Source organism: Helcobacillus massiliensis (genome assembly GCF_014191425.1).
GTDB classification, from domain to species: domain Bacteria; phylum Actinomycetota; class Actinomycetes; order Actinomycetales; family Dermabacteraceae; genus Helcobacillus; species Helcobacillus massiliensis.
In genome coordinates, this window is record NZ_JACHWP010000001.1 from 374,459 (window position 1) to 393,897 (window position 19,439).

17 protein-coding genes and 1 tRNA gene are annotated in these 19,439 nt (G+C 66.3%); 11 read left to right on the top strand and 7 right to left on the bottom strand.

The window, feature by feature from the left end; translation table 11 throughout:
• Positions 1 to 18 precede the first annotated feature (18 nt).
• Positions 19 to 579, bottom strand: a complete 561-nt coding sequence (locus tag FHX50_RS01725; RefSeq protein WP_183373858.1) for a DoxX family membrane protein — start codon at positions 577 to 579, stop codon at positions 19 to 21.
• Between the two features lie 93 nt (positions 580 to 672).
• Between FHX50_RS01725 and FHX50_RS01730 the strand changes: the two genes are divergently transcribed.
• Both FHX50_RS01730 and FHX50_RS01735 read left to right on the top strand, forming a co-directional pair.
• Entirely contained in the window at positions 673 to 1,293 is a 621-nt protein-coding gene (locus tag FHX50_RS01730) for a sigma-70 family RNA polymerase sigma factor (RefSeq protein WP_183373860.1), read from the top strand.
• 104 nt (positions 1,294 to 1,397) lie between these two features.
• Positions 1,398 to 1,724 (top strand): hypothetical protein, encoded by a 327-nt coding sequence (locus tag FHX50_RS01735; RefSeq protein ID WP_183373862.1) that lies wholly within the window; start codon positions 1,398 to 1,400, stop codon positions 1,722 to 1,724.
• 83 nt (positions 1,725 to 1,807) lie between these two features.
• Here FHX50_RS01735 and FHX50_RS12430 read toward each other — a convergent pair whose 3' ends face one another.
• The 5 genes from FHX50_RS12430 to FHX50_RS01755 form a co-directional block, all read right to left on the bottom strand.
• Complete coding sequence (locus FHX50_RS12430) at positions 1,808 to 1,882, bottom strand: 50S ribosomal protein bL37 (RefSeq protein WP_375544813.1); 75 nt, start codon at positions 1,880 to 1,882, stop codon at positions 1,808 to 1,810.
• Between the two features lie 76 nt (positions 1,883 to 1,958).
• Entirely contained in the window at positions 1,959 to 2,591 is a 633-nt protein-coding gene (locus FHX50_RS01740; RefSeq protein WP_183373864.1) for a GDSL-type esterase/lipase family protein, read from the bottom strand.
• A 63-nt stretch (positions 2,592 to 2,654) separates the two neighbouring features.
• On the bottom strand, positions 2,655 to 6,416 hold the full coding sequence (locus tag FHX50_RS01745) for a multifunctional oxoglutarate decarboxylase/oxoglutarate dehydrogenase thiamine pyrophosphate-binding subunit/dihydrolipoyllysine-residue succinyltransferase subunit (RefSeq protein ID WP_183373866.1): 3,762 nt from the start codon (positions 6,414 to 6,416) through the stop codon (positions 2,655 to 2,657).
• Between the two features lie 160 nt (positions 6,417 to 6,576).
• Positions 6,577 to 7,650, bottom strand: coding sequence for a sensor histidine kinase (locus FHX50_RS01750; protein WP_343064022.1), 1,074 nt, complete (start codon positions 7,648 to 7,650; stop codon positions 6,577 to 6,579).
• A complete protein-coding gene (locus tag FHX50_RS01755) occupies positions 7,647 to 8,369 on the bottom strand; it encodes a response regulator transcription factor (protein WP_183373868.1) in 723 nt (240 codons plus the stop codon). Before FHX50_RS01755 ends, FHX50_RS01750 begins: the two co-directional genes overlap by 4 nt.
• A gap of 206 nt (positions 8,370 to 8,575) precedes the next feature.
• On the opposite strand from FHX50_RS01755, the gene FHX50_RS01760 reads away from it, so the two are divergent.
• From FHX50_RS01760 to FHX50_RS01785, 6 genes are all read left to right on the top strand, one after another.
• The gene (locus tag FHX50_RS01760; RefSeq protein ID WP_246370627.1) at positions 8,576 to 9,919 is read left to right on the top strand and encodes a hemolysin family protein; all 1,344 of its coding nucleotides are present in this window, start codon (positions 8,576 to 8,578) and stop codon (positions 9,917 to 9,919) included.
• The gene (locus FHX50_RS01765; RefSeq protein ID WP_183373870.1) at positions 9,916 to 10,980 is read left to right on the top strand and encodes a hemolysin family protein; all 1,065 of its coding nucleotides are present in this window, start codon (positions 9,916 to 9,918) and stop codon (positions 10,978 to 10,980) included. The genes FHX50_RS01760 and FHX50_RS01765 overlap by 4 nt, the downstream gene beginning before the upstream one ends.
• Positions 10,981 to 11,310: 330 nt before the next feature.
• Positions 11,311 to 12,198 carry a M23 family metallopeptidase gene (locus FHX50_RS01770; RefSeq protein WP_183373872.1) on the top strand — a complete coding sequence of 296 codons (888 nt, stop codon included), beginning with the start codon at positions 11,311 to 11,313 and terminating at the stop codon, positions 12,196 to 12,198.
• Complete coding sequence (gene tsaD, locus FHX50_RS01775; RefSeq protein ID WP_183373874.1) at positions 12,195 to 13,244, top strand: tRNA (adenosine(37)-N6)-threonylcarbamoyltransferase complex transferase subunit TsaD; 1,050 nt, start codon at positions 12,195 to 12,197, stop codon at positions 13,242 to 13,244. The genes FHX50_RS01770 and tsaD overlap by 4 nt, the downstream gene beginning before the upstream one ends.
• Before the next feature lie 76 nt (positions 13,245 to 13,320).
• Positions 13,321 to 13,393 (top strand) — tRNA-Arg (locus FHX50_RS01780).
• A gap of 291 nt (positions 13,394 to 13,684) precedes the next feature.
• Positions 13,685 to 14,053, top strand: a complete 369-nt coding sequence (locus FHX50_RS01785; protein ID WP_343064023.1) for a DUF1206 domain-containing protein — start codon at positions 13,685 to 13,687, stop codon at positions 14,051 to 14,053.
• Here FHX50_RS01785 and FHX50_RS01790 read toward each other — a convergent pair.
• The gene (locus tag FHX50_RS01790) at positions 14,038 to 15,219 is read right to left on the bottom strand and encodes an ROK family protein (protein ID WP_183373876.1); all 1,182 of its coding nucleotides are present in this window, start codon (positions 15,217 to 15,219) and stop codon (positions 14,038 to 14,040) included. The genes FHX50_RS01785 and FHX50_RS01790 overlap by 16 nt on opposite strands.
• 115 nt (positions 15,220 to 15,334) lie before the next feature.
• On the opposite strand from FHX50_RS01790, the gene xylA reads away from it, so the two are divergent.
• The 3 genes from xylA (at position 15,335) to nhaC (ending at position 19,400) form a co-directional block, all read left to right on the top strand.
• The gene (gene xylA / locus FHX50_RS01795) at positions 15,335 to 16,528 is read left to right on the top strand and encodes a xylose isomerase (protein WP_183373878.1); all 1,194 of its coding nucleotides are present in this window, start codon (positions 15,335 to 15,337) and stop codon (positions 16,526 to 16,528) included.
• A gap of 88 nt (positions 16,529 to 16,616) precedes the next feature.
• On the top strand, positions 16,617 to 17,822 hold the full coding sequence (locus FHX50_RS01800; RefSeq protein ID WP_183373880.1) for a MalY/PatB family protein: 1,206 nt from the start codon (positions 16,617 to 16,619) through the stop codon (positions 17,820 to 17,822).
• Between the two features lie 42 nt (positions 17,823 to 17,864).
• Positions 17,865 to 19,400 (top strand): Na+/H+ antiporter NhaC, encoded by a 1,536-nt coding sequence (nhaC, locus tag FHX50_RS01805; protein ID WP_183373882.1) that lies wholly within the window; start codon positions 17,865 to 17,867, stop codon positions 19,398 to 19,400.
• Positions 19,401 to 19,439: the final 39 nt, after the last annotated feature.

Genomic DNA, 19,439 nt, shown 5'->3' on the forward strand with positions numbered 1-19,439 from the left:
AGGGAAGAGGAGAGGGCCTCAGGCCTTCTTGATCTTCTTGGCGAGCTTCTTGTCGAGCTTCTTCGCGGACTTCGAGCGCTCAGCCGCCTTCTGCGCCTTCTCCAGGTCCTTGCGCTTGTTCTCGGCGATCTTCTGGCCGCGCTCGATGGCGTGGTCCACGCGCCACGCGAGGCCCGGCTTGCCGTCGGTGTCGACGACGGCGAGCAGGACGCCGCCGAGCAGACCGAGATCGCCGGCGATGCGGCCGAGCTCCTCGAGGCGCTCCTTGCCTTCGAGCTCCCAGATGCGGCGGCGACCGCCGAGCGCAATGGTGGAGGAGAGCAGGAGAGCGCCGGCGGAGAACCGCGGCGCGCGGTTCAGGGCGAAGGCGACACCCGCAGCGGCTGCAACGCCGCCGAACACGCGCACGAGGGTCTGGGCGTCGGTCGGAATGCCGGCGCTGGTGACGTAGGAGTCGAGCTCGGGGAGTTCAACGGGCAGGCCGTCGACGACGCGCTGGGGACGCGCCACGGTGCGCGCCCCGTCGACGATGAAGGGGGCTGCGAGCAGCGGGCGAGCGATGCGGCGGACAACAGACATGGTTACCTCACGGTTTTCTCTCTATGACAGAAGTCGCTGATAGCCTAACGCACATGACCCCGAACACTGTCGCAAAACCGGCCCCTGAACACCATGTCTGACCAGCCGGATCATGCGACCACGGGCTCCGCGGAGCCCCTGAGCGACGACGAGTTCGAAGCCGAAGCCCTCACCCATCTGGACTCCCTCTACGGCGGCGCACTGAAGCTCGCCCGCCACCAGCAGGACGCGGAGGACCTCGTCCAGGAGACCTACGCGAAGGCGTATCGTGCCCGCGACTCCTTCCGGTCGGGAACGAACATGCGTGCCTGGCTGTTCCGGATCATGCACAACGCGTTCATCTCCGGTTACCGCAAACAGCAGCGCCGCCCGCAGGAGTCCGCCGGTGACGGCGTGGAGGACTGGCAGCTGCACCGCGCCGAGTCCCACACGAGCACCGGCCTGCGCAGCGCGGAGACCGAAGCGCTGGAGGCGCTTCCCGACTCGGATATCAAGGAAGCGCTGAACAATCTGCGCGAGGACTACCGCGAGGCGGTGTATCTGGCGGATGTCGAAGGGTTCTCCTACAAGGAGATCGCCGAGATCATGGAGACGCCGATCGGCACCGTCATGTCCCGGCTCCACCGCGGCCGCGCGCAGCTGCGCGACCAGCTCGAGCAGTACGCCCGCAGCCGTGGCTACCTGCGCGATGAACCGGGGGAGGAGGAGGCATGAGCGGAGCCACCTCTGGTCGATGGAATGAATCCGATCCGCGCGGCGTTGTCCCCGACGACCAGCCGATGCCAGCCCGGCCTGTGCCAGCAGAGAGGAGCGCGCCCATGCGGAATGCGGACGACCCGGCGAACGGTCTGAGCGGTCCCGGGGCGCACATGAACGGTCCTGCGGAGCGCATGGACGATCCCGCGGCGCGGCTGCGGGCGCGGGTGGACCAGGCGCTCGCCGCGGGCCTGACCCCCAGTGAGATCGCCGAGCTGGAGTCCCACCTGGGTGACTGCATCAACTGTGCACGCGAAGTGGAGCGCGCCCGCCGCCTGCAGGCGCGGTTGCGCGCATCCTGCCGTGAGGAGCCGGCCCCGCGAGAACTGCGCGAGAGGATCCGCGTCACCTACCGCGAAGTGCGCATCACCTACCGGCGCCAGGGCTGAGAGCGCCGCGTCGCAGCAGCGAAACGAAGGAGCGCCCGGACTGATCGTCCTGGGCGCTCCTTCAGCACTGGAACCGGAACGGTTCAGCAGTTGGGGCGACGGCCATGGTTGGCGCTGCTCTTACGACGCGCCTTGCGCTTGCGTCCACGCTTGCTCATCACGCACTCCTTTCGTGCTGTCATCACGGGAAGCTGCCCGAAGGCAACCCCGCTATTGTGCCACAGTCCAGCGCCGTCAGCGCGGTTCGAGGAACTGTGAGAAGTCCGAATGCAGCACGAGCCAGGCGATCAGGCCGTACCCGGTCTGCGTGGGGATGTCCCGTTCGGAGCGGGCCACATCACCCATGTACTGCTCGTGGTGCATCAGCGCTGCGACCGGGTCCACGTAGGGGATCCGTCGGCGCGCGCACACATCGTTGAACGCCCCGGAGAGCTCGAAGACCTTCTCGGTCTTCGCCCGATCGGCCGACGGCGCCGGGCCCACCACGAACGTGGGGAACTTGTAGCGCTCCAACCCGTCGAGAACGGTCGCGAGGTTGAGGCGCGACCGCGCCAGCGACAGCCCGGAGTCCACATCGGCGCTGCCAAGGGACAGGACCACACGGTGATCGGTGGGGTACTCCTCGTCCCGCTCGATGAGGCGCTCCAGATCCTCCTGCCAGCGCACCGCCAGCTGCGCCGTGGTCTCCCGCGGCATGGCGGCGGTGAACACGTCCACCCGTGCCTGGCCGTCGTTGTGGCGGGCGACTGCGCGTCCGAGCCATCCGAGGGCCTTGGCGTCGCCGGCACCGGCGAGCAGCTCATCGCCGAGAGCGACGAGCCGAACCCGTCGGGCCGGGTCCTGCTGGTCTTCGGAGAATGAGTTCACGAGCAAGCCTCCAGGTGGGATCGATGGGGGTGGGAGATCGACGGACCTCCCAACCCTAACCGGTCATCGTGCGAACGCGCTGTCCATCAGGCGCTCGAACTCCGCAACGTGCCGCTTCATGGTGCCGGCCGCGGGCGATGCGGACGCCGGGCGCGCCGCCACAGTCAGCGGAACGCGCACATGCTCAGCGAAGTTCATGGCGATGTACTGCCACGCACCCTGGTTTGACGGCTCCTCCTGCACCCAGCGGACGTCGGCGCCGTCGTACACGGACAGCGCCTCGCGGATCTCCTGGGTCGGCAGCGGGTACAGCTCTTCGATGCGGACGATGGCGACGTCATCGGCCCCGCGCTTCTCCCGCTGCGCCACGAGGTCCCAGTAGACCTTGCCGGAGCACACCAGCACCTGCTTGATGGCCGACGGGTCCTTCGTTCCCTCGGTGATCACCGGACGGAACGAGCCGGAGGTGAAGTCCTCCACGGACGAGGTCGCAAGCTTGTTGCGCAGCATCGACTTCGGGGTGAAGACGATCAGCGGGCGGCGGCGCTCCCGCTTCGCCTGGCGGCGCAGAAGGTGGAAGTAGCTCGCCGGAGTGGACGGCATCGCCACCCGCATGTTGTTCTCCGCGCACAGCTGGAGGAAGCGCTCGGGGCGGCCGGAGGAGTGGTCCGGTCCCTGGCCCTCGTAGCCGTGCGGCAGCAGCATGACCAGCGAGGACCGCTGCCCCCACTTCTGCTCAGCGGAGGAGATGAACTCGTCGATGATGGTCTGCGCGCCGTTGACGAAGTCACCGAACTGCGCCTCCCACAGGACCAGCGACTCGGGGCTCTCCACGCTGTAGCCGTACTCGAAGCCGAGGGCGGCGAACTCGGAGAGGGAGGAGTCGTACACGTTGAACCGCGCCTGGCCCTCGCCGAGGTGCAGCAGCGGCGTGTAGGTGTCCTGGTCCTCACGATCGATCAGCACACCGTGGCGCTGAGTGAAGGTGCCGCGGCGGGAGTCCTGGCCGGCGAGGCGAACGCGGGTGCCCTCCATGAGCAGGGTGCCGAACGCCAGGATCTCGCCGAAGCCCCAGTCGATGTCGCCCTCGCGGGACATCTCCTGCCGCTTCTCGGTCAGGGACTTCAGCTTCGGGTGGATCTCGAAGGTGTCCGGGTAGTCGACGTGCGCGGTGCCGATGGTCTTGAGCACGGAGGCGTCGACCGCGGTCTCGGCTTCGACCTCGCCGTAGTCGGGTTCGTCGCCCTGCTGCGACATGGGCTTCTCCAGGCCCTTGATCGCACCGTCCTTCTTCGCGTCCTTGCCAGCTTCACGGGCACCGGCGAACGCCTGGTCGAGGTGCTGCTTGAAGTTGTCCACCACATGCTGCAGCTCGTCCTCGGAGAGGTCGCCGCGCTCCAGCAGGGTCTCGGTGAACAGCTTGCGGACGCTCGGCTTCTTCTCGATGAGGTCGTACATCAGCGGCTGGGTCATCGAGGGGTCGTCTCCCTCGTTGTGGCCCCGGCGACGGTAGCAGACCATGTCGATGACCACGTCGCGGTGGAACTTCTGGCGGTACTGGAACGCCAGCTCGGCGGCGCGGATGCACGCCTCCGGGTCGTCGCCGTTGACGTGGAAGATCGGCAGCTGCGTGCCCTTGGCGATGTCAGTGGAGTAGAACGACGACCGCGAGGAATCGGGCAGCGTGGTGAAGCCGATCTGGTTGTTGATGATGACGTGGATCGTGCCGCCCGTACGGTAGCCGCGCAGCTCCGAAAGGTTGAGGGTCTCGGGCACCACGCCCTGACCGGCGAACGCCGCATCACCGTGGATGAGGATCGGCAGCACCGGGAATTCGCTGCCGCCGAGCTCCAGGCGGTCCTGCTTCGCACGCACCACGCCCTCGAGCACGGGGTTGACCGCTTCGAGGTGGCTGGGGTTCGCAGCGAGGTACACCTTCGTGGTGTCGCCGTCGAGCGAGGTGTAGGAGCCCTCGGTGCCGAGGTGGTACTTCACGTCACCGGAGCCGACGCCCTGAGCGGTGCCCTCGAACTCCTGGAAGATCTGCGAGTGGCTCTTGCCGGCGATGTTCGCCAGCACGTTGAGGCGCCCGCGGTGCGGCATGCCGATGCAGACCTCCTTGACGCCGTCGCGCGCGGCGTCGGTCAGAATCGAGTTCAGCAGCGGGATCATCGCTTCGCCGCCCTCGAGGGAGAAGCGCTTCTGGCCCACGAACTTGGTCTGCAGGAACGTCTCGAACGCTTCGGCTGCGTTGAGGCGGTCCATGATGTGGGTGAGCTGGTCCTTCGTGAAGGGGCGGCGCTTGTTCTCCACCTGCTCCTGCACCCAGTTGCGCTCCTCCGGGTCGGTGAGGTGCATGTACTCCACGCCCATGGTGCGGCAGTACGCATCGCGCAGCACGCCGAGGATTTCGCGCAGGGTCATGCTGTCTCGGCCGCCGAGGCCGCGCGTGGGGAACGTGCGGTCAAGGTCCCACAGGGTGAGGCCGTACGTCTCCACGTCCAGGTCCGGATGGCGGCGCTGGCGGTACTGCAGCGGGTCGATATCCGCCATCAGATGGCCGCGGGTGCGGTACGCGTGGATCAGGTCCATCACGTGCGCGAACTTCTCCTGCGGGGAGTCCTGCATCGGGTTGTCCGCCACCCACCGCACGGGCTCGTAGGGGACGCCGACGGACTCGAACACGCGGTCGTAGAAGCCGTCGAGGCCGAGCAGCTTGTCCGCCATCACCTTGAGGAACTCGCCCGAGGCGGCGCCCTGAATGATGCGGTGGTCGTACGTGGAGGTCAGGGTCATGACCTTGGAGACCGCAAGCTGCGCGAGGGTCTCCTGGCTGGCGCCCTGGAACTGCGCAGGGTAGTTCATCGCGCCGACGCCGACGATCGTGCCCTGGCCCTTCATGAGGCGGGGGATCGAGTGGACGGTGCCGATGCCACCGGGGTTGGTCAGCGACACCGTGGTGCCGGTGAAGTCCGCCATGGTCAGCTTGTTGGCGCGGGCACGGCGCACGATGTCCTCGTACGCCTGCCAGAAGCCGTGGAAGTCGTACTTCTGCGCCGCCTTGACGTTGGGGACCACGAGACCGCGGGACCCGTCGGGCCGCGGCATGTCGATCGCGAGACCGAAGTTGATGTCCTCGCGCTTGAGCAGGACCGGCTTGCCGTCCTGCTCATCGAAGCCGTTGTTCATGTCGGTGATCTCGGTGATCGCCTCGATCATGGCGAAGCCGATGAGGTGTGTGAAGGAGACCTTGCCGGCGCGGCGACGCTTGAGGTGGTTGTTGATGACGATGCGGTTGTCGAACAGCAGCTTCACCGGGACATCGCGCACCGAGGTCGCGGTGGGCACGGTCAGCGACTCGTCCATGTTGCGCACCACGGCGGCGGCGGGGCCGCGCAGCTTCACCGGGGTCGGCTCATTGGTCGCCTGCGCGGGCGCGGCGGAGGAATCGTCCTTCTTCGCGGGGCGGTCTGAGGTGGTTGAGACCCCGGCCTTCTTCTCCGCGGCATCGACCTTCTTCGCAGCCGAGGACTTCGCGGCGGGTGCGGCATTCGTCGGCGCGGCCTTCTTCGGCGCAGCCTTCGTGGACTCGGCCTGCTTCGACTCGGCCTTGGCGGCGGGGTTCGATGCCGCCGGGGCGGGGGACTCGTCCGCGCCCTTCTCAGCGGTGCCGGAGGACTCCCGGGAGCGGAAGAACTCCGCCCAGGACGAATCCACACTCGAGGGGTCCTCTCGGAACTGTGCGTGCAGCTCGTCGACCAGCCACTGGTTCGGGCCGAACTCGGCCTCAGCAGTGTCGTTCGTGCTGTGTGTCTGCTCTGACACTCTGGGATCGCCAACTTTCGCTTCCGGACGATTGATCGGATCCAGCCTAGCGGAATTCGGGGCACTCACCCCACCGCGGACAGCGGCTTTTACCAGGTCCTGACCGCTGAGCCGGACACAGTGGCGATTCCTGCCCCAGGCGCCGCTCGAATGAGCAGGATCAGAGGGCGGCGGGATCCGTCGGCAGCGTCACCCGAATGGTGGAGGAGGGCGCCCGCGCAGCCCGCCGCGGGTCATCGATGACCTCGATCCTGCCGCCGTGCAGCGTCACCGCCCATCGCGCGATCGCCAGCCCCAGCCCGGTGCCGCCGGAGCCGTCCAGAGCCGCCTCTCCGCGCTCGAACCTTCCGAACACGCTCGCGCGGTGCTCCTCGGCGATGCCGGGACCCTCATCGCGCACTTCGATGCACACGCCGTCGACCCCCGGCCCGAAGGCGCCCTCGGAGAGGAACGCGATCACGGAGATGCCGCCGCCGGCGGGGGAGTGGCGGGAGGCGTTGTCCAGGAGATTGGAGAACACCTGCCGGATGCGCTCCGGGTCAGCGGCGATGCTCAGGTCCGCCGGCTGCACATCCACCGACCAGTGCACATCGCGCCCCTGGACCCGGGCCGCCAGCCTCGCCGTGTCCGTGACCTCATGCAGCAGCGGTGTGAGCTCGATCTGCTCTGTCTGCAGATCCGTCACCCCGGCCTCCAGCCGGGAGAGATCCAGCAGGTGGTCCACGAGGCGGGACAAGCGCTCCGTGGCCTGCAGCGTCACCTCGAGGTTCTCCGGTGTCACCGGGGTCACCCCGTCGGCCAGGTTCTCCAGCTGGCCGCGCAGTGCGGCGACGGGGGTGCGCAGCTCGTGGGAGACGTTCGCGACCAGCTCGCGGCGCATCCGGTCGGTCTGCTCCAGATCCGCGGACATGGTGTTGAACGCGTCGGCCAGCTGCCCGACCTCATCGCGGGAGCGAGTGGTGACGCGGCGCTCGTAGTCCCCCTGCGCCATGGCGCGCGCCGCCGCCGTCATCTCCCGCAGCGGTGAGGTCATGCCGCGGGCGAGGACTTGGGTGACCGCAAGGGCGGCCAGGACCGTCAGCGGGATCATGATGATCGCGTTCAGGCCCGTCTTCGACCCCACCCACGCGATCGCGGCGGCGACCAGCACGGAGACGCCCACGAGGACGCCGAGCTTCATCTTGAACGACTGGAACCCCTGCAGCGGGGTGGGCAGCTGGTCGGAGCGGCTCACTGCTCCTCCGCCGCCTGCGGCACCTCGAGCGCGTAGCCGACGCCGTGGACGGTGCGCACCAGGTCGCTGCCGAGCTTGCGGCGCAGCGCCTTCACATGCGAATCCACGGTGCGGGTGCCGGTCGCATCCACCCAGTCCCACACGTCCGCGAGCAGCTGCTCGCGCGAAAGGACCGTTCCGGGCGCGTTCGCCAGGCACAGAAGAAGGTCGTACTCGGTCGGGGTGAGGTGGGCGAGCTCCCCGCCGCGGGTCACGCGGCGCGAGGCACGGTCCACCACGAGGTCGCCGAGGGTGAGGGTGGTCTGCGCCGCCGGTTCCTGCTCCGCGGCGCCGAGCCGCTGGACGCGCCGCAGCAGGGCCTTCAGACGCGCCACGAGCTCGCGCATGGAGAAGGGCTTGGTCATGTAGTCGTCGGCGCCGACGCCGAGGCCGACCAGCATGTCGGTCTCGTCATCGCGGGCGGTGAGCATGAGCACGCCGAGGTTCTGGTCATCTCCGATGCGGCGGCACAGTTCGAGCCCGTCGAATCCGGGCAGCATCACATCCAGCACCACCAGGTCGGGCTTCAGCTGCTGGATGGCCGCCAGGCCCGTCGGTCCGTCGTGAGCGATGCGCACCTGCCAGCCCTCCGCGGAGAGACGGTCGGCGATGGCGCGGGCGATGGCCGCTTCGTCCTCAACGACGATGACGCGAGGAGCTGCTGTGTCCGTAGATTCCATGCCCACAAATGTAGGCCGCGGCCCGAACACCCAGCTGTGAGGGGAGAGGTCGACGGATGCCGACCACCTGTGGGGCCGGAGCCCGTCGGCGAATCCCACAGAGCAGACGGCGGCGACGACCCTATACTCGATGCCACGATGAACGACATATGCGACCCGAATCCTCTCCCGTCGTCCAGACCGGCCCTGAGCGGTGATCAGGGCCGATGATGACCTGGCTCCTGCTGCTTGCCGGTGTCCTGCTGACGCTCGGCACCGCCCTGTTCGTGGCGGCCGAGTTCTCCCTGGTGGCCCTGGACAAGCACACCGTGGAGAAGGCCGCTGCCGACGGCGACTCCGGCGCGAAGGGTGTTCTGTCCGCACTCACTCATCTCTCCACGAACCTCTCCGGCGCTCAGGTGGGCATCACCATCACCACGCTTCTGTTCGGCTTCGCCGTGCAGCAGCCGCTGACCGACCTCATCACCCCCGGCCTCGACGCCGTCGGCGTCCCCGAGGGGCTGAGGGTCACCATCGGCGTGGCGCTAGCGATGATGATCAGCTACGCGTTCTCCATGGTGGTGGGGGAGCTGATCCCGAAGAACCTCGCGATCGCCGTGCCCTACCAGACCGCCCGCGTGGTCGCACCGCTGCAGCACGCGTTCACCGTTGCACTGCGGCCCGTCATCATCATGTTCAACGCGACCGCGAACTTCTTCCTGCGGCTGATGAACATCGAACCGCAGGAGGAGCTCAGCAGCGGCCGCTCACCCGCCGAGCTCGACTCCCTCGTGCGCCACTCCGCCCGTGCAGGCACCCTGGACCGCGCCACCGCGGTGCTGCTGTCCCGCACCCTGCAGCTGCGCGAACGCGAAGCCGCCGACGTCATGACCCACCGCGGCAAGATGCTGTCGATCGACGTCAGCGCCACCGCCGAGGACGTCCTCGCGCTCACTCGGGAAACCGGACACTCCCGCTTCCCCGTCATCGAGGACAGCGAGGACGATGTGGTCGGCATCATCCAGGTGCGTCAGGCCGTCACCGTGCCGCGCGAGCAGCGCCGCACCACGACGGTCCGGGAGCTGATGAGCGAAGCGCTGCGCATTCCGGACACCGTGCCGCTGGACTCCCTGATGGTGGACCTGCGCGAAGCGGGTGCCCAGCTCGCCGTCGTGATCGACGAGTACGGCGGCACCGCCGGCATCGTCACCCTCGAGGACGTGATCGAAGAGATCGTCGGCGAGGTCAGCGACGAGCACGACGATGACGAGCCCGAGCGCTTCGTGGAGAACATCGACCACTGGCAGGTGTCCGGTCTGATGCGCCCTGACGAGATCCGCCGCGAAATGGGCATCCTCATCGAGGAGTCCACCGAGGTGGACACCGTGGGCGGCATCGTCATGATGCACCTCGGGCGCATCCCGGCTGTGGGCGACACCGTGACGGTCGGCGGCGTTCGGTACGACGTCCTCGCGATGGACGGCCGCCGCATCGACTCGCTGCGGCTGACCGTGCTCGACCCCGGGGTGCTCGCACACCGCGACCGCGATGCTGAGGAGGAGGCCGAATGAGCTCGACAGTCTCCCTCATCGTGGGCCTGGCGATGCTGCTGGGCAACGCGTTCTTCGTGGCTGCCGAGTTCGCGGTGATGAGCGCCCGGCGCAGCCAGCTCGAACCGCTGATGCAGGACGGCCGGCGCGGTGCCCGCACCGCCTTGTGGGCGATCGAGCACGTCTCGATCATGCTCGCCACCGCCCAGTTCGGCGTCACCATCTGCTCCGTCACCCTCGGTGCGGTGGCGGAGCCGGCGATCGCCCACCTGCTGGAGCCGATGTTCGTGCGCTTCGGAGTGGCGGACGGGCTCGTCCACCCGATCTCGTTCGCCATCGCGCTGCTCATCGCCTCCTACCTGCATGTGGTGTTCGGCGAGATGATCCCGAAGAACATGTCGATCTCCCTGCCGGTGGGGTCGGTGCTGCTGCTCGCCTGGCCGCTGCGCGTGTTCTCCCTGCTGTTCGCTCCGGTGATCTGGGTGCTGAACACGGTGGCGAACATGGTGCTGCGCGTTTTCGGGGTGGAGCCGCGTGATGAAGTGGAGAGCGAGTTCACCGCCGATGAGATCGCTGCGATCGTGGACGAGTCCAGGCGCGAGGGCCTGCTCGTGGACGACCAGGGCCTTCTGGCCGGAGCGATCAACTTCTCCGACCACACAGCGCGTGAAGTCATGGTGCCGATGGAAGAGGTCGTCACCGTCCCCTACGGCGTCACCCACGCCGAGTTCGAGGACATCGTCGCCGAGACCGGGTTCAGCCGGATCGGTGTGCGCAACGACGCGGGTGACCTGGTGGGGTACCTCCATCTCAAGGACGTGATCCTGCCGCCGGATGCGAGCGACGCCGATTACCGCAGGGTGATCTCGCCGGGCCGGGTGCGGGCGGTGGTGTCCGTTGCGGATGACGACGAGATCGAAGAGGCGCTGCGGGCCATGCAGTACAACGGCGCGCATCTCGCCCGTGTGGACTCCGCCGGTGCCCGCAGCGTGGGCGCCGTGTTCCTGGAGGATGTGCTGGAGGAGCTCGTGGGTGAGGTCAAGGACGTCATGCAGAAGCACGGCGGTGCGGCCAACGGCTGATCGGCATGGCCGTCACCTGCTGACCGGGAGGGCGGTCGACGGAAGCCGACGACGGTTCGATGGGGAGTCGTCCCCGAATCCGACCCGAAATTCCTGTGATGCGGTCAACAGTGATTGTTTCGGAACGGGCACGAAAACAGTGTTCTGATCTTCGGAGTTTCCCGTCCTGCACAGGCCTCGGCAAAGACTTGGCAATGAAGGGCCTGGAGGGTGCCTGAGGAGTCTGGGAGCTTCCTACGATTGAACGCGGCTTGAACGGAAGGCGCCGGGGTGATGGATTCACGGACCGGCGTTGGACCCCCGCAGACGATCGGAAGGAAGGGTGTCGACATGGGAAAGCGTCGCGCTGATGGCCCGGCACAGATCCGGCCGCTGCAGCCCGCCCCGCGCGGTCTGCACCGGGGCACCCGCACTGCCTCGGTCGCCGTCGCCAAGGCGAGCGCACTGAGCACCTTCGCGGTCGCCACCATCGCCCTTCCCCTGGCGACCTCCTCCACCGGCGCGTTCGGCATCGCCGGGTCGAACGCCAGCACGCCCGAGCAGGCGCCGGCCGGAGCTGCACCCGGTGCTGCACAGGCCGCCCCTGCAGTCGGCGCTCCTGCTGCCCCGGCTGCTCCCGCTCCGCAGGCGATCCCGGCCGTCAGTGCCGGAGCTGTGGAGGACACCGCCGTTCTGGAGACCGGCGCGGCCGATTTCTCCGTGGACGAACCGCCGACTGAGGCTGAGGTTGCGGCAGCCAGCGCTCCGCAGGCCGCGGGCGGTCAGACCGCCACCGGCAAGCGCGCCGGCGCTCCTGCCGAGGTCGAGAAGGTCTCCCAGGGCAAGCGCGCCGCCTACGTCGATCCCTCCGGCGGTGCCGCGATCAGCTCCGGCTACGGCTACCGCACTCACCCGACCCTCGGCTACACCAAGTTCCACGACGGCGTCGACTATGCGCAGGCCTGCGGCGATGTCGCCCGCTCCGCCGCCGACGGCACGGTCTCCAAGGTGGGCTACCACCGCGCCTCCGGCAACCTCGTCGAGGTGACCCACGCCGACGGCACCGTCACCCAGTACTTCCACCTCCAGTCCCAGAGCGTGGTTCAGGGCCAGAGCGTCGTGCAGGGCCAGGAAGTCGGCAAGGTCGGCACCACCGGCCGCTCCACCGGTTGCCACCTGCACTTCGGCGCCAAGACTCCGAGCGGTGAGTCGACGAACCCGCTGAACCTTCTGCGATGACCTCACCCATCGTCCTCGGCGTCGAGTCCTCCTGTGACGAGACCGGATTCGGTCTCGTCTCCAACGGTCGCCTGCTCGGCCAGGGCATCGCCTCCAGTGCCCAGCAGCACGCCGAGTTCGGAGGTGTGGTTCCGGAGATCGCTGCTCGCGCCCATCTGGACGCGGTGGTCCCGACCTTGGAGAACTCCCTGGCCGCGTCGGACGTGGAGCTCGAGGACATCACCCACGTCGCTGTCACGAGCGGCCCCGGCCTCGCCACCGCCGTCCACGTGGGCCTCGCGGCCGCAAAGGCGATCGCGTGGGCTCTGGACAAGCCGCTGTACGGCGTCCACCACCTCGCCGGCCACGCCGCAGCCGACCTGCTCGACCACGGCCCCCTGCCCGACAAGGGCATCGTCCTCATCGTCTCCGGTGGGCACACCTCGCTGCTCGAGGTCCACGACCTCGTGGAGGACGACATCGTCCACCTGGGGGACACCCTCGATGACGCGGCCGGTGAAGCATTCGACAAAGTCGCGCGTCTGCTCGGCCTGGGCTACCCGGGCGGGCCGGTCATCTCCGCTGCGGCGGTGGACGGGAACCCGTCGGCCTTCCGCTTCCCGCGCGCGATGCTGCGCCCCGGCGATGATCCCTACGCGTTCTCCTTCTCCGGGCTGAAGACCGCGGTGGCGCGGACAGTTGAGAAGCTGGAGCGCGATGGCGACCCGGTTCCCGTCGCGGACATCGCCGCATCGTTCGAGCAGGCGGTCGTGGATGTGCTCGTCGCCAAGGCACTGCGCGCCTGCCGCGACAAGGGCATGCAGACCCTCACGATCGTCGGGGGAGTGGCAGCGAACAAGCGCCTGCGCACCCACGCGCAGGAGGCGTGCGATGCCGCCGGGATTCAGCTGCGCGTCCCGTCGATCGATCTGTGCACCGACAACGGGGCGATGATCGCCGCTGTCGGCGACATGCTCGTGCGCGCCGGCAAGGAGCCGTCGGGACTCGCGATCAGCGCGGACCCGTCGGCGGTTCTCGAGAGGGCGCAGCTGCCCAGCGCTGGGTGAGCTTCCCCTCACCCGTCTCTCGTCTTCGTTTGAGAGGGCGCCCAGCGGCCCGGGCGTTGCTAGACTGGACCGCGTTGCCCGCGTAGCTCAGTGGATAGAGCGTCTGCCTCCGGAGCAGAAGGTCGTAGGTTCGAATCCTGTCGCGGGCACAAGAAAGGGCCCCTGGTCAGCGGAAACGCAGACCAGGGGCCTTCTTCATGCCTGGCTAGAGTGGACATGTACGCACTGAGGTACGCAATACGCAACGCGCCGGCGCTTGGATGTGGGTTGCCCAAGGGATGATGGACCCATGCGCATCGACGATTTCTTCCAGGAGTCGCCCGATACCGGGAACCCCTGGGACACACAAGAGACCGAGCTCAACGCCGAGCTGCTGACCCAACTGGCACAGGGCACGGCCCCTGACCCCAAGCCTCTCGAGACAGCCCTGTCCCTCACCCGTGGGGCGCGTGCTGATCGCCGTGGCGGGGCTGGCAGTGATCGGCATCGGCGTCTACCACATCGTCAAGGGCGTCACCCGCAAGTTCGAGGAGGACCTGCAGGCCACCGGCGGCGGCAACGTGGGCAGGGCCGTCGTGGTCACCGGGGTGGCCGGGTACGTGGCCAAGGGCCTGGCGCTGGTCGGCGTGGGCGTGCTGTTCGGCTGGGCCGCTATCGGCGCCGATCCGGAGAAGGCCACCGGCATGGACGGAGCCATCAAGCAGATGGCGACCCTGCCGGCCGGCACCGTGCTGCTGGTCGTGGTGGGCGTGGGCCTGATCCTGTACGGGATCTACTCGATCCTGCGCTCGCGCTACGCGTCCATGTGAGACCGGGCCGCGCGCTCGATCCAGCGCCCGGGGGCGGAGAGCACCGGCTGCAGGGCCGCGCGAGCGGCCCCGCGCAGGGCAGGGTCCTCGAGGTCGTCGGAGCGCTCGAGGGTGATCGGGCCCGCCTCGGCCGCCAGAGCATGACGATCCACGGTCTCCCGCACCACGGGCGAGATCTCCTCCGCGATGGGAGCGAGGTACCCGGACAGCACCACCGTGGACACGTCCAGCACGTTCATCGCATTGGCCACCGCGAGGCCGAGTGAGCGGCCGATGGTCCCGATGACCTCGGCCCGGTCCCCGCTGCGGGCCAGGGCGTCGATGAGATCGTCGATCAGCACGTCGTCCCCGAGGCCGGCGCGCTCGCGCAGCGAGTGGTACGAGATGTAGGCCTCCAGGCAGCCTCGGCGCCCACAGAGGCACCGGTCACCTCCCGGCTGGACCACCGTGTGGCCGAACTCGCCGGCCCAGCCGTGCACGCCGTCGAGCAGCTCCCCGTCGATCACGACGGCCCCGCCCACACCGGTGTAGCCACGGATGTAGATGAACGACTCCCCGGGGCGCTGGTCCAGCTCGGTGAGCACGGAGAGGCGGTTGTCGTTCTGCGCCCGGACGGACAGATCGGCGAGAGCCGGGTGCTCCCGCAGCAGGCTCACGAACGGCACCCGGTCCCAGCCCAGGTTGGGGGCCGACAGTACGTGATCGCCGTCCGGAGCGATGCGGCCCGGGATCGCAGCGACCACGCCCGCGATCGGCAGATGCCCCACCTCGCCGCGCGCCTGGTCCATCAGCCGCGCGCAGCAGGAGATCGCGTCCTCGGTGGTGGCGGAGGTCACGCTCACGTACTCCGTGCGGCGGGACAGAGTGCGACCGGCGAGGTCGACGGCCAGGCAGACCACGTGATCCGCCGCCACCTCGATGCCGATCGCAGCCAGGGTGTCCATGGCCGGGAGCAGCGGGACCATGGGGCGCCCGGCCCCCGATCTGACCGGTGCGTCCTCCTGGATCAGGTGCGCGCCGATCAGCTCCTCGACGAGCTTGGAGACCGTGGGCTTGGTTAGGCGGGTCTGCTTGGCCAGTGCCGCGCGGGACAGGGGGGAGGGGGAGGAGACGACCGCTCGCAGGATCGTCGAGAGGTTGTGCTCGCGCAGGTGCGTGGACTGCATCTCTTCCCCCAGAGTCCGTTGCCGCTCGTGCTCCCCAGGATTCCATGTCTATAGTAAGTAACGCAAACTAACTAAGGGGTGGCGAGGCCGCCCCGGAGCAGCGGAGGACCCGACGATGACAGCCCCGATCCCCACCCGTGACGACAAGTTCTCCTTCGGCCTGTGGACCACGGGCTGGGAGGCGCGCGACCAGTTCGGCCTGGCGACCCGCCCGCCGCTGCAGCTGTCCGCCCACATCCGCAGGCTCGCCGAGATGGGCGCCTGGGGCTTCACCTTCCACGACAACGACGTGGTGCCCTTCGACGCCACCCCTCAGGAGCGTCAGCAGATCATCGATGAGCTCACGAAGGTCACCGAGGAGACCGGCCTGGTGATCGAGATGATCACCACCGACACCTTCGCCCACCCGGTGTTCAAGGATGGCGCCTTCACCTCCAACGACCGCTCCGTGCGCCGCTTCGGCCTGCGCAAGGTGCTGGCGAACGTCGACCTCGCCGCCGAGCTCGGCGCCACCACCTTCGTGATGTGGGGCGGCCGCGAGGGATCGGAGTACGACGGCTCCAAGGACCTGCTCGCCGCTCACCAGCGCTACGCCGAGGGCATCGACACCGTTGCCGGGTACATCAAGGACAAGGGCTACGACCTGCGCATCGGTCTGGAGCCCAAGCCCAACGAGCCCCGCGGCAACATCTTCCTGCCCACCGTGGGCCACGCCCTGGCCTTCATCGAGAAGCTGGAGCACGGCGAAATCGTGGGCATCAACCCCGAGACCGGCCACGAGCAGATGGCCACCCTGAACTACACCCACGGCCTCGCGCAGGCGCTGTGGGCCGACAAGCTCTTCCACATCGACCTCAACGGCCAGCACGGGCCCATGTACGACCAGGACCTCGTGTTCGGTCACGGCGATCTCATCAGTGCCTTCTTCACCGTCGACCTGCTCGAGAACGGCTTCCCGTCCAAGCCCGGCGCCTACGAAGGCGCTCGCCACTTCGACTTCAAGCCCTCCCGCACCGAGCACGAGAAGGGCCAGTACGACTCCGCGTACGCCAACATGGAGATGTACCTGATGCTCAAGGAGCGGGCCGTGGCCTTCCGCCAGGACCCCGAGGTGCAGGAGGCGCTGGCGTACTCGGGCATCGAGGAGCTGGCCCAGCCCACCCTCGGCGAGGGCGAGTCCGTGGAGGACCTGCTCGCGGACCGCTCGACCTACGAGGACTTCGACGTGGACGCGGCCGGTGCGCGCAACTACGGCTTCGTGCGGCTCAACCAGCTGGCCATGCAGCACCTGCTCGGCTTCCGGGCCTGAAGCATCCAAGAGACCGAATTGCCTGTGGATTTTTTAACCGGACACTCCGCACGCGACACCAAACGAATCAATGCAAAGGCGCACCCCGATGATCGAGCCGAACCTGCTCAACAGCTCTGTATGGGGCCATCTGATCCGCGAAGGCAAATACGATTACATCCCACTCAACGTTGCTGAACTTCAGTTCCCGACCGCGGCGCCAATATGCGAGGAACTGACCCGCCTCGCACAGACCGGAGCGTACGGATACACAGAGCCCTTCGAGGATTTCCCACGCCTCGTGCACGACTGGTGTTTACGCCGTCACGGGTGGGAAGTAAATATGGATCTGGTGGTGATGGTGCCGCGCGTAGTACATCTCCTCGCTCTCATAGCCCGTGAGTACTTCCCGGCGCCGCCAATTGTCGTTACGATGTCCCCTCAATACTCTCCCACGCTCGAAGTCCTAAAGCGCAATGGCTGCGCAATCCGTACATCTCGCCTCGTTGAAGAGGGTAACGTATGGTCCGTAGACCTAGCAAACCTGGAATCCGTTATATTTGGTGCGGACATGCTTTTACTTTGCTCGCCGCACAATCCGACAGGAACCGTCTGGCCTCGCCATGAACTTGAGCAAATAGCAAGAATGTGCGAAGCCGCCGGGGTCATGGTCGTCTCTGACGAGGTGCATTCTGACTCCGTGCGGCATGGCACCCATACGCCCTTTGCGCTGGTCGCGGGGGAGGGGCAGGAATGGATCAGTTGCATCGCTCCAGGAAAAGCATTCAATCTCGCAGGACTCGAGACGAGCGCAATTGTCTGTTCGCGAACTGAAACTTCACAATGGTTGCGCGGATCGCTTAGGCGGGCGGGATTCCATAATGCTAATATTTTTGGTCTACGCGCGACGCAAATAGCATGGAGTCAATGTGATGAGTGGCTGGATCGCACACAGTTAGAGCTTCAAGCATCATTTGATCTCGCGTGGAAAGTATTACGACAGGAACTGCCCGGCCTGCGACCGGTTCCGGCGGGCGGAACATTCCTATTGTGGATAGACGCGCGTAGCGTTGGCAATGAGGATACACTACGGAAATGGTTCGTTCGAGACGCCAAGGTTATTCCAGGTTTCGGTTCCGACTTTGGAGAAGAGTACTCTGGATGGTTACGTTTGAACCTCGGTATTCCCCGCGACCGACTTCAAGAGGTGCTACGCAGGCTTGTTAGTACGGCACCTATCACAGCGCGGTCCAAGATGAATGCTCCCAGCTGCCCAGCATCTTGCGATTCGCGCGGATCAGCGCACACGGATTAATTCAAAGCGCTCAGAGACGCGCTTCCGCGAGAGAGGAACCCAATGAACAACGTCGATCAACTGGGTGAAGAGCCGGCCCCCGAGACTCAACACATCAATCCCGATGAGCATGGGCGCAGGAAGCCAACGCTGTTGGTCGCTCTCATTCCCATATTCGCAATGATGATATTCCTCGGCGTTGGCTACATTGCCTTTGGTCTCAATGCCGAGCCTATGATCATCCTTTCAGCGGCTGTTGCAGCGGTGGTCGCCAAGTTCCTCGGCTGGACCTGGAACGATATGGTTGAATCGATCGCGGTTAAAATGAAAAAGACGTGGCCTGCGATCCTCATTCTGATCTGCGTAGGCCTTCTAATTGGTGCCTGGATGGCTGGCGGCACAATCCCAATGATGATCTACTGGGGATTGAGGATCATTAGCCCCCAATTTATCGGTCTGACAGCTCTTTTGGTGACATCAATAGTCGCATTGGCGACCGGAACGTCCTGGGGGGCTGCCGGGACGGTAGGAGTCGCTTTCATGGGCGTTGCGATCGGCATGGATGCGAATCTTGCCTCAGTTGCAGGTGCTGTTGTGGCCGGTGCGTATTTCGGAGATAAGATGTCGCCGCTTTCGGACACTACGAACCTGGCGTCGATGATTACGCGTGTCAACCTCTATGAGCACATTGCTAACCTGCTATGGACGACACTTCCAGCATATATTATCTCCGCCCTGGCGTTTCTCTTTGTGGGGCTGAACAATGAAGGGAGTGGCGAAATTTCATCGGAGAGCATAGACGGCATGCTCACCTCCCTCTCCTCAGGGTTTGATTTCAATCTACTGGTCGTTTTGCCGGTGATAGTTGTCTTTGCGGGTTCACTTCTCCGCATGCCGACTATTCCTGTTATGTTGTCCGCCGCCGCTCTCGCGATGATCAACGCGGTGGTGTTTCAGGGAATCTCATTGCAGAACACCGTGGGTGCGATCGTCAACGGCTTCAACCTAGAGATGATTGAACGGGCGGGGTTTGATGCTGTGTCGGGCGGGGAGGATCTCGCGACGCTTCTGAATCGTGGAGGGATGAATTCCATGATGGGCACGCTGCTCATTGCGTTTTGTGCTATCGCCTTCGCGGGTATCATCGATCTGACCGGTTCGCTGCAGGTGATGGTCGAGAAGCTGTTGGCAGGCGTCAAGAATATTTTCGGACTGGCAGGAGCGACGATCGTCACTTGCTTGACGACAATCGGGGTGACTTGCAACGGGCAGATTTCAATTATTCTGCCCGGTGAGATTTTCCGTCCCGAATACATCAAGCGAGGAGTTCACCCGAAGGTGCTGGGGAGAACGATTGAGGACGCCGCAAGCGTGATCGAACCTATCCTCCCCTGGACTGCGGCGGGGGCTTACATGGCGGGCACCTTAGGCGTCGCAACCCTCGATTATCTGCCGTGGGCGGTTCAGAACTGGGCGGGGGTCCTAGTTGCAATTGTTCTGGCTGCGACGGGAATGGGTATCACGAGGCTAACTGCAGAGACGAGCGCTGAGGAGGGTGGCGTCGAGAATGCGGGCGGTCCCTCTGCCACTATGGCATGAAACACAAGATTGAAGCGCCAGCTCAGCGGAGCTGGGGAA